Below are 12,980 nucleotides of genomic sequence, written 5' to 3'. Positions count from 1 at the left end.
CGCGGGACCTCTGCGCGGACTTCGAGTGCGAACCGGCCGAGTTCAACGGCGCGGCCAACCACGTGCACCTGCTGGTGAACCTCCCGCCCAAGGTCGCCCTGTCCCGCCTCGTCAACTCGTTGAAAAGGGTGTCCTCCCGGCGAATGCGGACCGAGTTCCCCGAACCGGCCCGCCACTACTACCGGGCGAACACGCTGTGGTCGGATTTCTCCTTCGCCGGGAGCGTGGGCGGCACACCGATCAGCGTCCTGCGCCAGTACATCGAGCAGCACAACCGCCCCGTCTGATCTGCTAAGACGCCGATCCGCCTGACGGCGAATCAGCTTTCCCCGCCCCGCTACGCGGGACAGTCCACTTCACCCCCGGCAAGGCCGGAGCACTGCGGACGAATCCGGTAGCCCGCCCCCGGCACGCCGCGGATCCCCCCGTCACCACTTCAGCGACGGGGGAGTGGTGTAGCGGGTGGCGAGGACGCCGAGCTGGTCGATGACGGCCCGCTTCCAGCTGCCGTCCTCGAACATCCGGCGCAGCGCGTCGTTCACCTGGTCGCGCAGGGCGGCCGTGCTGGTGGCGATGCCGTACTCCTCGGTCGACAGCGGCCTGCCGCTGAACCGGAACCTGCCGGGATACTGAGACGACAGCCCGGCGAGCACGGGCGCGTCGGCCACGATGGCGTCGGTGCCGCCACGGGCGAGCAGCGGCGCGCAGGCGGCCGGCAGGTTCGCCTCGGCGAGGAAGAACTGCCGCCAGCGGGCGCCGAACCTCGCCACCAGCGGCCCGGCGGACTCCCGCGTGGCGCAGACCCGCTTGCGGGCGAGGTCGCGGGGCCGCGTGATCGACAGGTCGTCGGCCCGGACGAGCACGTCGGTGCTGGTGACGAGATACGGCCCCGCGATCGGCCGGGAGCGCGCCGGGCCGGTGACACCGACGACGAGGTCCGCGTGGGCCGTGTCGGCCGTGTAGACGATCTGGTCGTCGCGGTAGCCGAGGGCCCGCGCCACGTAGTGCGCGACCTCGACGTCGAAGCCGCCGAAGTGCCCGTCGGGCATCCGGGCGACCAGCCCCGGCTGCCCCGGGCGCACGCCGATCACCAGCCTGCCGTCGCCCCCGCACCCCGCGAGGCATCCGGCCGCCAGGACGCCGATCACGGCGAGGCCACGCCACACGCGCTCAATATCGAGGTCGCGTACGCGCCGCCGCCAGCAGCGACACGGCAAAACTCCCTTGACCGGGGAGCGCGGGATCAGCGGACGAAGGCGACCTCGCCGCCCGCCTGCTCGGCGGCGGCCGGGTCGGCCGTGACCTTCCTGCTGCGCCGGCTGCGCCGTTCCAGCCAGGCGGCGAGATAGCCGAGCGCCAGGTTGATCGCGATGTAGACCACGGCGATGACGATCACCGAGGGGATCAGGTTGGCGTAGTTGGCCGGCACGACGCGGGCGCCCGCGTTGAGCAGGTCGGCGTACGCCACGACGAACCCGAGCGCGGTGTCCTTGAGCAGCACCACGAGCTGGCTCACGATCGCGGGCATCATCGCGGTCACCGCCTGCGGCAGCAGGATCACCCGCATCACCTGGTTCTTGCGCAGGCCGATCGCGTAGCCCGCCTCGGCCTGGCCGCGCGGAACCGCCAGGATGCCCGCGCGGACGATCTCGGCCAGGACCGACCCGTTGTAGACCGTGAGACCGAAGACCACGGCCGTGAACTCGGTCACGACCAGCCCGGCCAGGCTCCCGCCGTACTGGGCGAAGAAGATCAGCATGAGCACCGGGACCGCGCGGAAGGCCTCGACGACCACCGCGGCCGGGATCCGCACCCAGCGGTGGTCCGACAGGCGGGCGATGCCGAACACGGCCCCGAACAGCAGCGCGAGCACCGCGGCGAGTGCCGCGGCGACCAGCGTGTTGAGCAGCCCGGGCAGGATCAGCTCGGTCCAGGTGTCGGCCCGCAGGAACGGCTGCCACAGCTTGCCGTCCCACTGGCCCTTCTCGTCGAACTTCGTCCAGACGAAGAACGCGACCAGCAGCAGGACGACGCCGAACGCGAGGGTCAGCGCGTTGTTGCGCAGCCGGGTGCGCGGGCCCGGGACGTCGTAGAGGACGGTGGCGCCGCGCTCGGTCATCGGACCACCGCCAGGCGCCGCGCCAGCCGACCGGACAGCAGGTTCAGGGGGAGGGTCAGCACGACGAACCCGGCGGCGAAGCCGAGGAAGATGGGAATGATCGCGTCTCCGTGGGCGTCGAACAGGTTCTTCATCCGCAGCGCCGCCTCCATGACGCCGATCGCCGCGGCGACCGTCGTGTTCTTGACCAGCGCGTTCAGCAGGCTCCCGAGGGGCGCGATGACCGTGCGCACCGCCTGGGGGAGGATCACCAGGCGGAGCGTCTGCAGGAACGTCAGGCCGATCGCGCGGGCCGCCTCCGCCTGGCCGAGGGGCACGGTGTTGATCCCGGCCCGTACGACCTCACAGACGAAGGCGGAGGTGTAGGCCGACAACCCGATGATCGACAGCCAGAAGCTGTTGAGCGACAGGTTGTCGGAGAACTGGACGTCCATCACCGTGCCGAGGCCGAGGCCGCAGAACACGATGATCAGTGTGAGGGGCGTGTTGCGCAGCACGTTGACGTACAGCGCGCCCGCCCCCCGCAGCACCGGCAGCGGGCTCACCCGCATGGCGGCCAGCGCGATCCCCCAGACCAGCGAGATCAGCCCGCTGACCACCGTGAGCTTCACCGTCAGCCAGAACGCGCCGAGGATGACGGGAAGCTCGTCGACGACGGCCTCCACCGCCGGCCTCCTTCCAGTGCCGCTGTCGGTGCTCTAGTACCGGTCGACGGACGGCGGGGTCGTGAAGTACTTGCCGAACTCGCCGAGGTTCGTGTCGATGGCCTTGCGCCAGCTTCCGTCCTTGAAGAACTTCTCGATGGCGTTGTTGATCGCGTCGCGCCCGGCCTTGTCGTCCAGCTTGATGCCGATGCCGTACCTCTCCTCGCTGAACGGCTGGCCGACCAGCTTGAACTTGCCGGGGAACTGGGCGGCGAACCCGGCGAGGATCGTGGCGTCGGTGGAGATCGCGTCGACCTGCTTGTTCTCCAGCAGCGGCAGGCAGGCGCCGTACCCCTGCTGCTGGGTGAGGTTCTTGGCCTCCCAGTCGGGACCGAACTTGTCCGCGAGCCGCTTGGGCGACGACGACCCCTGCGCGCCGCAGACCTTCTTGTCCTTGAGCGACTCGACCCCGGTGATCGAGGTGTCGTCGGCGCGGACGAGGATGTCCTGCCCGGTGACGAGGTACGGCCCGGCGAAGGAGATCTTCTTCTTCCGCTCGTCCGTGATCGAGTAGGTCGCGATGACCATGTCGACCTGGCCCTGCTGGATGAACGGCTCGCGGTTGGCCGACTGGGCCTCCTTGAACGTGATGCCGCTCTCCGGCACGCCGAGCTCCTTGGCGACGTACTTCGCCACGTCGACGTCGAACCCGGCGAAGCCGCCGTCGGGCTTCTTCAGTCCCCAGCCCGGCTGATCGATCTTGACACCGATCGTGAGCTTCTTGTCGTCCTTCGCCTTGTCGACGATCGAGCTCGACCCGGAACCGCCGCAGGCCGTCAGGCCGGTGGCCAGGGCGGCGAGCGCGAGCAAGCCGGCTGCGAATCGCATCCGCATCACCTTTCGCTTTTGTGGAGCATTTCGTGAGCTGGGACTGTCATGAGCTGGGGCTGTCATAGGCACGATCAGTGCGTGAGGATCTTGGAGAGGAAGTCGCGGGCGCGCTCGGTGCTCGGCTGCGTGAAGAACTCCGAGGGCGACCCCTCCTCGACGATCTGGCCGTCGGCCATGAACACGATGCGGTTGGCCGCACGGCGGGCGAAGCCCATCTCGTGGGTGACGACCATCATCGTCATGCCGTCCTTGGCCAGGCCGACCATCACGTCGAGCACCTCCTGGACCATCTCCGGGTCGAGGGCCGAGGTGGGCTCGTCGAAGAGGATCATCTTGGGGTCCATCGCCAGCGCGCGGGCGATGGCCGTCCGCTGCTGCTGGCCGCCGGAGAGCTGGGCGGGATACTTCCCCGCCTGCGAGGCGATGCCGACCCGTTCGAGGAGTTCCATGCCCCGCTGCTCGGCCTGCTGCCGGGGGACCTTCCGCACCCTGGTCGGGCCGAGCGTGACGTTCTCCAGGATCGTCTTGTGGGCGAAGAGGTTGAAGGACTGGAACACCATCCCGACCTCGGAGCGCAGCCGGGCCAGCGCCCTGCCCTCCGCGGGCAGTTCCCGCCCGTCGAAGACGATGCTGCCGGAGTCGATGGTCTCCAGGCGGTTGAGCACCCGGCACAGCGTGGACTTGCCGCTGCCGGACGGGCCGATGACGACGACCACCTCGCCCCGGCCCACGCTCAGGTCGATGTCCTGGAGCACGTGCAGGGGACCGAAGTGCTTGTTGACTCCCTCCAGCCTGACAAGCGGATCGGGACCACTGATCTCCGTCATGGTCAACAACGTAGGGGGGTCAACGTCGCGCCGTCACTAACGGGCCGGTACCGATCAGATCACATCCCGGCTGCTCAGGACATCTCTCCCGGTTTGTCCGGACGGCCCGCCCATGCGGCCCGGGACGCGGTCCCGGTTGGCTCCTGCCGACCCTCTGATCGCGTAGGAGTCCAGATGCTGAAAAATCCGGATCTGTTCAGGAAGACCGTGGCGGCGGCGGCCATGCTGGTGTGGCCCGTCCTGCTCGGCCTGGCCTTCGTCACCTCGCCGCCGGGCACCGAGCACACTCCCGCCGTGTTCCGCGCGAGCCCCGTACAGGTGCAGGCCAGCGCGCTGCTGTTCCAATGGGCGACCGCCTGCCTGGTCCCGGTGATCCTCGGGCTCGCCCATCTGCTGCGCGGCCGCGCGCCGCGCACCGGCAACATCGGCGCGGCGCTCGGCCTGACCGGCGCGGTCACCGCCGCCTGCCTGTTCATGACCGACTTCTACGACCTGGCGCTGGCGCTCAGCCTCCCCGACGCCCAGGCCGCCCGGGTGACCGAGGTGGCGGGCGCGCTCGGCGGCTTCGTGTACGGCATCCTGCTGCCGGGGTTTCTCACCCACGTGGGCCTGCTGGTGCTCCTGACGGGCCTGGCGGCGGTGCGGCGGGCGCCGTGGTGGGTCCCGGTCGCGGCGCTCGCGGGCGTCTGCGGGCCGTTCCTCACGCTCGGGCAGCCGCCGGCCGTCCAGGCCATCGGGTCGCTGTTCCACCTCGCCGCCTTCGGCACGGTCGCCCTGAAGATCCTGCGCATGCCCGTGGACGACTGGCGGGCCGCCTGAGCGCCCGCGGCCACGGAGCCCGTCAGAGGCCAGACTCCCTGGCCCGCATGATCGCCTCGGCCCGGTCGGCCACGCGCAGTTTCGCGAAGACGCTGGACACGTGGTTGCGCACGGTCTTCTGGCTCAGCCCGAGCCGGGCCGCGATCTGGCCGTTCGTCAGGTGACCGGCGACCAGGCCCAGGATCTCCCGCTCACGCGGGGTGAGCTCGGGGAAGCTGGGCTCGGGCGCCCTGCCGAGGTCGGAGAAGTAACCCATCAGCCGCCCGGCGAGGGCGGGGCCGAAGATCGCCTCGCCCTCGGCCACGGCCCGGATCGCCCGGACGAGCTCGGCCCGCCGCGCGCCCTTGAGCACGTAGCCCCGCGCACCGGCGCGCACCGCCGCGAAGACCGCGTCGTCGTCGTCCGCCATGCTGAGCACGAGGACCCGCACGTGCGGATGGTCCCTGGTGACACGCTCGGTCGCGGCCACCCCGCCCATGCCGGGCATGGCGAGGTCCATCAGCACGACGTCGGGCTGCACGCGGGGCAGGAGGGCGAGGGCCTGCTCACCGCTCGCCGCTTCATCGGCGACCTCCACCTCCTCCACCGGCCGCAGGAGCGCGCGGAGCCCCGCCCGGAAGGCCGCGTGGTCGTCAACCAGCAGCACGCGGATCGGCTCCATCGCCCGCCTCCCGTCCTGAGTGATGTCCCGAGTCCCGCCCTGAGCCCCGCACCAGGTCCTGCGGCATGTCCGGCGCGATGGCCCGGGTCGTGTCCCCGGCTGTGTCCCGCGCCGTGCTCAGGGCTGTGTTCCGCGCCGTGCTCAGGGCTGTGTTCCGCGCCGTGCTCAGGGCGGTGTCCCGCGCCGTGCTCAGGGCGGTGTCCCGGACGGTGTTCCGCGCCGTGTCCGGAGCGGTGTCGTGGACCGGCAGGCGGGCCAGGACCCGGGTCCCGCCTCCGGGCCGCGGGCCGATGTGGCAGGTGCCGCCCAGCTCGGCCGCCCGCTCGCGCATCGACGCCGTGCCCACCCCGGGCCGGGCGGCCGCCGGATCACCGGCGCCCGTGCCCGCCACGTCCGCCGTGCCCGCCGTGCCCGCCATGTCTGCCGTGTCCGCCGCGTACGGCTCGCCGCCCTCGTCGGCGACCTCCAGTTCGAGCACGTCCGCGCGGCCTCCGCCCGCCATGCCGAGCCGTACGCGCACCCGCCCGGCCCCGGCGTGACGGCGCGCGTTCGCCAGCGCCTCGGCCGCGATCCGGTACGCCGCCACCTCGACGGCGGCGGGCAGCGCCGGCAGGGTGCCCTCGATCTCGACGCCGACCTCGGCGCCGGGCAGCCGGGCCGCGTGCGACCTGATCGCCCCGGCCAGGCCCAGCGTGTCGAGGGCCGGCGGCCGCAGTCCCTCCACCAGCGTCCGTACGTCGGCCATCGCCGTGCGGGCGTCCGTCATGATCTCTTCGAGCATCGCCAGGGCGTCCGGGTCCCGCACCATGTCCTGCACCATGTCCTGCACGGCCTCCGCCCGCATGGTCAGCGCGGCCAGGGTCGGCCCGAGGCCGTCGTGCAGGTCGCGCCGCAGCCGCCGCCGTTCCTCCTCACGCGCCGCGACCAGCCGTTCGCGCGAGCGCTGCAGGTCGGCCGACAGCCGTACGGCGTGCACGGCGATCCCCGTCTGCCGCGCGAGGTCGGCGAGGACCCGGCGGTCCCTCCCGCCGAGCTCGCTCTCACCCGGGCGCGGGGACAGGACCAGGTCGCCCACCGGTTCGCCCCGGTGCACGAGCGGCAGCCGTACGGAACCGGGGGAGGGCACGCCGTAGGCGTGGGTCGGCCCGCCGGCCACCTCGACCGCGACGTGCGGCAGGCGCAGCGCCTCCGCCACCGACCGGGCCGCCGCGGCGAGCACCGCACCCGGCTCCGCCGCCTCCTCCAGGCGCCTGCCCAGCAGGGCCAGCGCCGCGTACGGATCGTCCCGCCTGCCGTACATCACGAGGTTGACGGCGCGTTGCAGCCGCTCGCGCAGCGGGGCGAAGACGACGGCGACCACCCCGGCGGCGGCCACCGACACCGGCAGGCCGTCCGCCGCGCGGAACACCGCGCCGAGGTAGGTGACCACGAGCACGTAGCCGCCGAACACGCAGGCCGACAGCAGCACGTAGACGAGCGTGCGGTTGATCACGAGGTCGATGTCGAACAGGCCGTGCCGCAGCACCGCGACGGCGGCGGCGGCCGGCAGCAGGCAGGCCGCGAACGTCCCCATGACCTCCCAGAACGCGCTGGTGACGGGCCAGATGGAGCGCGGGTCGCCGTCGGAGAGCCCCGCGGCCAGCCGGCCCGCGACGATCAGCCCGGCGAGCCCGGCGGCGTACGCGAGCCACTTGAGCTGGGCCCGTTCGCCGGCGTCGCCGCGCCGGGCCCGCCGTACGAGATCGCCCGCGCCCGCCAGGAACAGCGCGCCCATGAGCGCGGTCGTCAGCGGCTCGACGAACGGGGCTGCGGCGGCGAGCGCGGGCACCGCGAGGGGGTTGGGCAGCGGCGTGCCCCAGCCGACCTGGTGGCTGGGGCCGGGCAGGAGGGCGCTCACCGCCGTCATCACGGCGGAGACCCCGGCGATCGTCCACAGGGCCGCCCGCCACCGGGGCGACGACGGCCGTCCCGACGGGAAGAACGCCGGCACGGCGGCGACCGACAGGTTGGCGGGCACCCACAGCCACGTCTGCGGCCACGCCATCGGGGTCGCGAACGGCAGTCCGGCGAGCGCGTAGTGCCCGGTCGCGTCCAGCAGCGCGAAGCACAGCCCGCAGACCGCCATCAGCCACCCGACGGCGTTGCCCGGGCGGGCCGCGGCGATCAGGCCGCCGACCAGCGCGCAGGCGGCGACGAAGAGGAGGTGACTCTGGGCGAACAGCCCCGCGCCGTTGCGGTGGCCGAGCACCAGGGCCGCGGCGATCAGGAGCAGGCTGAGCGCGCAGACCGCCCACGCCGTACGCCGCACCGCCCGCCTCCTCCGCGCGCCTCCCCGGCGCACGCCCCGCCTCCGCCCGCCTCCGGCGCGGCCACTAGATCGGGCTCAGGCTAGCGACCGATATGCCCAGACGAACAGGACAATGTCCCAGGACGTCCGGACGTCGCGGCGGGTCCGCCCACCCGTCACACCCGCGCGAACGCCTCGGGATCCACCGCCACCTTGAACGGCTCGCCCACAGCCACCACCTCGCCCGCCCCCACCCGGTGGATCAGCTGGTACTGGCCGTCCTCGCCCAGCCGGTAGGTGAAGACGACAGGAAGCCGCTCGTCAGCCTGCCCGCGGAACGGATGGGTCTCGATCCGCCAGAAACCGGGAATCCCGGCCTCGGCGTATTTCGCGGGCTTCACCACCCGATCGGTCATGGTGGTGGACCGCGAAACGATCTCCACGACCAGACGCACCCACTCGGGCCGGATGACCGACGCACCGTCGCGTACGGGCTGCCGGTCGACGACCATGATGTCCGGAATCACCCCAGGTCTACCGTCCAGAAGCAGGCCGGTCGCAGTGATCGCCACCAGGTCCTCGGGCGCGGCCTCCTGAAGGGCCGCGCGGAGGTTGTCACCGATCCACTGGTGCATCGGGAGTGGTGCGGGGGACACGATGAGACTCCCGTCGATGAGCTCGTAGCGGCTGCCGTCGTCCGCCTGCGTGTTGAGCTCGAACCATTCCTCGACCTCAAGCTCACCCGGGACACGCCAGGGGCTCCTGGCCGCCCGCGCCTCGCGGGCCTGCATCGGCGCCTCCGTGGATCGTGCGGGCATCGCCATCGAGGCTCACCTCTCACCGACAGGTCCGTTCTCAGTGTCGCATGCGTTCGCCGCCGCATCCTATCGTCGCTTTCCGTGTGTGGTCGAGTGCGAAGGGTTTTCGTACGGGTGGGGGTGGGAAGCGCCTACCCTTGTAGTGCGATGACTGGGACCACACAGACTGTGACCACACAGGACGCCGAGGGCGCGACCCGGACCTACGAGGTGCGGACCTACGGCTGCCAGATGAACGTGCACGACTCCGAGCGGCTCTCCGGGCTGCTGGAGGACGCCGGATACGTCCGGGCCGCCGAGGGGCAGACGCCGGACGTCGTGGTGTTCAACACCTGCGCCGTACGCGAGAACGCCGACAACCGGCTCTACGGCAACCTGGGGCACCTGCGGCCGATCAAGATGGCCCGCGAGGGCATGCAGATCGCGGTCGGCGGATGCCTGGCGCAGAAGGACCAGGGCGAGATCGTCCGCCGCGCCCCCTGGGTGGACGTCGTCTTCGGCACCCACAACATCGGCTCGCTGCCGGTGCTGCTGGAGCGCGCCCGGATCGCCGAAGAGGCCCAGGTCGAGATCAAGGAGTCGCTGGAGACGTTCCCCTCCACACTGCCGAGCCGCCGTGAGTCGGCGTACGCGGCCTGGGTGGCGATCTCGGTCGGGTGCAACAACACCTGCACGTTCTGCATCGTGCCGTCGCTGCGCGGCAAGGAGAAGGACCGCCGTCCCGGCGACGTCCTGAACGAGGTGCGGACCCTCGTCGACCAGGGCGTCCTGGAGATCACCCTGCTGGGGCAGAACGTCAACACCTACGGCGTGGAGTTCGGCGACCGGCTGGCGTTCGGCAAGCTGCTCCGGGCCTGCGGCGACGTCGAGGGCCTGGAGCGGGTCCGCTTCACCTCGCCCCACCCCGCCGCCTTCACCGACGACGTGATCGCCGCGATGGCCGAGACGCCGAACGTGATGCACCAGCTGCACATGCCGCTGCAGTCCGGCTCCGACCGGGTCCTCAAGGCCATGCGCCGGTCGTACCGGTCCGAGCGCTACCTCGGGATCATCGAGCGGGTGCGCGCCGCGATGCCGGACGCCGCGATCTCGACCGACATCATCGTGGGCTTCCCCGGCGAGACCGAGGAGGACTTCCAGCAGACCCTCGACGTCGTACGGCAGTCGCGCTTCGCCAACGCGTTCACGTTCCAGTACTCCATCCGCCCCGGCACCCCCGCCGCGACGATGGAGGACCAGGTGCCCAAGGCCGTCGTGCAGGAGAGGTACGAACGCCTGGTGGCGCTCCAGGAGGAGATCTCCTGGGCGGAGAACAGGACGCAGGTCGGGCGGACCCTCGAGGTGCTGGTCGCCGAGGGCGAGGGCCGCAAGGACGACGCCACGCACCGCCTGTCCGGCCGCGCCGCCGACAACCGCCTCGTCCACCTCGCGGCCACCGATGCCGCGGCCGGGGCCCGGCCCGGCGACATGGTCACCGTCGAGGTCACCTACGCCGCGCCGCACCACCTGGTGGCCGACAAGGTGCTGTCCGTACGGCGGACCCGCGCCGGTGACGCCTGGGAGGCCCGGCAGGCGGCTCCGCGACAGGGCGCCGCGGTCAGCCTGGGCATGCCCACCGTCGGCCGCCCGGCTCCGCTGCCCGCGCAGTCGTCCGCCTGCTCGGCCGTCTGAACCCGCGCCTGATCAGAACCGCGCGCCTGATCAGGACCATGTCTGATCAGAGCCGTGTCTGATCAGACGGTTGACCTGATCTGCGAGGGCGGCCCGCGCGGGTGCGGGCCGCGCGCGGGTCACTGAGAAAACGCGCGGGTCACTGAGAGCGGGTCACTGAGAAAAGCGGCGCAGCACCTGGTAGCAGTAGGCGCGGCGCAGATCGTGGAACCGCAGGCAGGCATCCCGCATCCGGGTGCGCGCCGCAGCGGCCGCCTCGGCGCGGGACGCGGCCGAGGTCCCCGCGCCCGCGTCCTGGCCAGCCGTGTTCCTGTCCGCCGTGCCGTTGGCCGCCGCGTTCCCGGTCGGTGCGCTTCCGGCAGGAGTGGCTCCGGTCGCCGGGTTCCGGGGCGTGGCGTCGCCCGCGCCAGACCCACGAGCGACAGACCCACGAGCGCCGAATCCTCGTGCGGCGCTGTCCCGATCGGTGGAGCCCTGAGCGTCCGGCTCATGCGTGACCGGCTTCGCACCTTCGGGCGGAGCGGTGCGCGCGGATCGCCGCCGGTCGGCGTCCCTCGTCCCGGAACGGCTCGCCGAGCCGGTGGCGCTGTTCCCGGCGAGACGTGCGGACCACGCAGGCGGGCGGGAGGGGCCGGTCGCCCGGACAGCACGCCCGGGAGACCCCGGCCCGCCGGTCTCGTGACCCGGGGGCAGTGCCCCTTGCTCGGCCGACGACCGCTCCTGCTCAGCCGTGCCGTCTCCGGCCGCCTCGTATCCCGCTTCCTCGGCCGAATCGCCGGACAGTTCCGACGCGATGTCCGGAGCCGTTTTCGGGCGCTCCAGCGTCGCATCTCCCGAAATATCCGCAGGCGCGGATGATTGTGGATTTCCGGACTGTGAGAAGAATGGCCCGGAGCCGGGGATGCCCGGTGCCGCGGCGTCGAAAGACCCTTCTCGTCCGAAGCGCGGGCCGGCGGTGGGTGAGTGGGCGGCGGAGGACGCCGCCAGGTCCTGACCGGGCATGACGGCCAGGACGACGCCGAGTCCGGCGATCGCGGTCACACCGATCGCGCCCGTCAGGGCGAGAACGGTGCTACTGCCGCGCCGATGCCGTGGGGTGGGGGAGTTTTCCGGCAAGGTCGTTTTCTTCCATGTGACAGTGTGTCGGTCTCGACCCTCATTTTGCCCGCCCCGTACGGAGTCCAGCGCCGGTTCCCCCGATTTCCGGGAACTCCAGATATGCCGCTTCCAGCGGAATTCGATAAATATCCTCGTAAGTCGGCCTGAACGAAGTCCGAGCGCGGGACTTAGCATCGGCGGTGTGTCCGTACGTGAACTCGTCGTCCTCGGCACCTCCAGCGCCGTGCCCACGCGCCACCGCAACCACAACGGCTATCTGCTGCGCTGGGACGGCGAGGGGTTCCTGTTCGACCCGGGGGAGGGCACGCAGCGGCAGATGCTGCACGCCGGGGTGAGCGCCCACGACGTCACGTGGATCTGCGTCACCCACTTCCACGGAGACCACTGCCTGGGGGTCCCCGGCGTCGTCCAGCGGATCGCCAGAGACAAGGTGACCCACGAGGTGCGGGCGGCCTATCCCGCGGGCGGCGAGACGTACTGGCGCAGGCTGCGCAACGCGTCGGCCTTCGCGGACACGGACGTGATCACTCCCCGGCCGGTCTCCGGCGAGCTGACGCGGTGGCCGGCGGGGCCGGTGACGCTGACCGCGCGCCCGCTGTCGCACCCCGTCCAGTCGTACGGCTACCGCGTGGACGAGCCCGGCGGGCGCCGCATGCTGCCCGGCGAGCTGGAACGGCGGGGCGTGCGCGGGCCGATGATCGGAGAGCTCCAGCGGCGCGGCTCGCTGACCCTCCCCGACGGGTCGGTGGTCACGCTGGAGGACTGCAGCGCGCCCCGGCCGGGGCAGAGCGCCGCCTTCGTGATGGACACCCGCCTCTGCGACGGCGCGTTCGCCCTGGCCGAGGGGGTCGACCTGCTGGTGATCGAGTCGACGTTCCTGTCGGGTGAGAGCGTGATGGCCGCGCAGTACGGGCACCTGACGGCGGCGCAGGCCGGGCGGATCGCGGCGGCCGGCGGGGTGCGGTGCCTGGTGCTCACCCACTTCTCCGAGAGGTACACGACGGCCGACGAGCCCAGGTTCGTGGACGAGGTGCGCAAGGCCTACTCGGGCGAGGTGGTGACGGCCCGCGATCTGATGCGGGTGCCCGTGCCGAAGCGGAGCGCCGAGGCGGGCGGCTGACCGC

Annotated in this window: 12 protein-coding genes; 4 read left to right on the top strand and 8 right to left on the bottom strand. The window is 71.9% G+C overall.

Annotated elements, in window-relative coordinates; genetic code table 11:
• The coding region (tnpA, locus tag Mam01_RS28480; protein WP_204288226.1) for an IS200/IS605 family transposase at positions 1 to 287 on the top strand (287 nt) is incomplete at its 5' end.
• Between the two features lie 141 nt (positions 288 to 428).
• Here tnpA and Mam01_RS28475 read toward each other — a convergent pair.
• The 5 genes from Mam01_RS28475 to Mam01_RS28455 form a co-directional block, all read right to left on the bottom strand.
• The gene (locus Mam01_RS28475; protein ID WP_204288225.1) at positions 429 to 1,166 is read right to left on the bottom strand and encodes a transporter substrate-binding domain-containing protein; all 738 of its coding nucleotides are present in this window, start codon (positions 1,164 to 1,166) and stop codon (positions 429 to 431) included.
• Positions 1,167 to 1,243: 77 nt separating this feature from the next.
• Positions 1,244 to 2,119: an amino acid ABC transporter permease gene (locus Mam01_RS28470; protein WP_204288224.1), complete on the bottom strand. Its 876-nt coding sequence runs from the start codon at positions 2,117 to 2,119 to the stop codon at positions 1,244 to 1,246.
• The gene (locus tag Mam01_RS28465; RefSeq protein ID WP_150936967.1) at positions 2,116 to 2,784 is read right to left on the bottom strand and encodes an amino acid ABC transporter permease; all 669 of its coding nucleotides are present in this window, start codon (positions 2,782 to 2,784) and stop codon (positions 2,116 to 2,118) included. The genes Mam01_RS28470 and Mam01_RS28465 overlap by 4 nt, the downstream gene beginning before the upstream one ends.
• A gap of 33 nt (positions 2,785 to 2,817) precedes the next feature.
• Positions 2,818 to 3,657 (bottom strand): glutamate ABC transporter substrate-binding protein, encoded by an 840-nt coding sequence (locus Mam01_RS28460; protein WP_204288223.1) that lies wholly within the window; start codon positions 3,655 to 3,657, stop codon positions 2,818 to 2,820.
• Positions 3,658 to 3,725: 68 nt separating this feature from the next.
• Positions 3,726 to 4,481: an amino acid ABC transporter ATP-binding protein gene (locus tag Mam01_RS28455; RefSeq protein ID WP_204288222.1), complete on the bottom strand. Its 756-nt coding sequence runs from the start codon at positions 4,479 to 4,481 to the stop codon at positions 3,726 to 3,728.
• 174 nt (positions 4,482 to 4,655) lie between these two features.
• On the opposite strand from Mam01_RS28455, the gene Mam01_RS28450 reads away from it, so the two are divergent.
• Complete coding sequence (locus tag Mam01_RS28450) at positions 4,656 to 5,300, top strand: hypothetical protein (RefSeq protein WP_204288221.1); 645 nt, start codon at positions 4,656 to 4,658, stop codon at positions 5,298 to 5,300.
• A gap of 22 nt (positions 5,301 to 5,322) precedes the next feature.
• On the opposite strand, the gene Mam01_RS28445 is transcribed toward Mam01_RS28450, so the two are convergent.
• From Mam01_RS28445 to Mam01_RS28435, 3 genes are all read right to left on the bottom strand, one after another.
• Entirely contained in the window at positions 5,323 to 5,961 is a 639-nt protein-coding gene (locus Mam01_RS28445; protein ID WP_204288220.1) for a response regulator transcription factor, read from the bottom strand.
• Positions 5,933 to 8,269 (bottom strand): sensor histidine kinase, encoded by a 2,337-nt coding sequence (locus tag Mam01_RS28440; RefSeq protein WP_204288219.1) that lies wholly within the window; start codon positions 8,267 to 8,269, stop codon positions 5,933 to 5,935. Before Mam01_RS28440 ends, Mam01_RS28445 begins: the two co-directional genes overlap by 29 nt.
• 155 nt (positions 8,270 to 8,424) lie before the next feature.
• Positions 8,425 to 9,066, bottom strand: coding sequence for a Uma2 family endonuclease (locus tag Mam01_RS28435; protein ID WP_239101691.1), 642 nt, complete (start codon positions 9,064 to 9,066; stop codon positions 8,425 to 8,427).
• Positions 9,067 to 9,276: 210 nt separating this feature from the next.
• On the opposite strand from Mam01_RS28435, the gene miaB reads away from it, so the two are divergent.
• Together miaB and Mam01_RS28425 are read left to right on the top strand one after the other, a co-directional pair.
• Positions 9,277 to 10,737 carry a tRNA (N6-isopentenyl adenosine(37)-C2)-methylthiotransferase MiaB gene (gene miaB, locus Mam01_RS28430; protein ID WP_275409095.1) on the top strand — a complete coding sequence of 487 codons (1,461 nt, stop codon included), beginning with the start codon at positions 9,277 to 9,279 and terminating at the stop codon, positions 10,735 to 10,737.
• Between the two features lie 1,300 nt (positions 10,738 to 12,037).
• A complete protein-coding gene (locus Mam01_RS28425; protein ID WP_204288216.1) occupies positions 12,038 to 12,976 on the top strand; it encodes a ribonuclease Z in 939 nt (312 codons plus the stop codon).
• Positions 12,977 to 12,980 lie beyond the last annotated feature (4 nt).

This window comes from Microbispora amethystogenes, assembly GCF_016863015.1.
Taxonomy (GTDB): domain Bacteria; phylum Actinomycetota; class Actinomycetes; order Streptosporangiales; family Streptosporangiaceae; genus Microbispora; species Microbispora amethystogenes.
The sequence above is the reverse complement of the archived record's forward strand: the minus strand, read 5'-3'. Positions and strand labels throughout refer to the sequence as shown.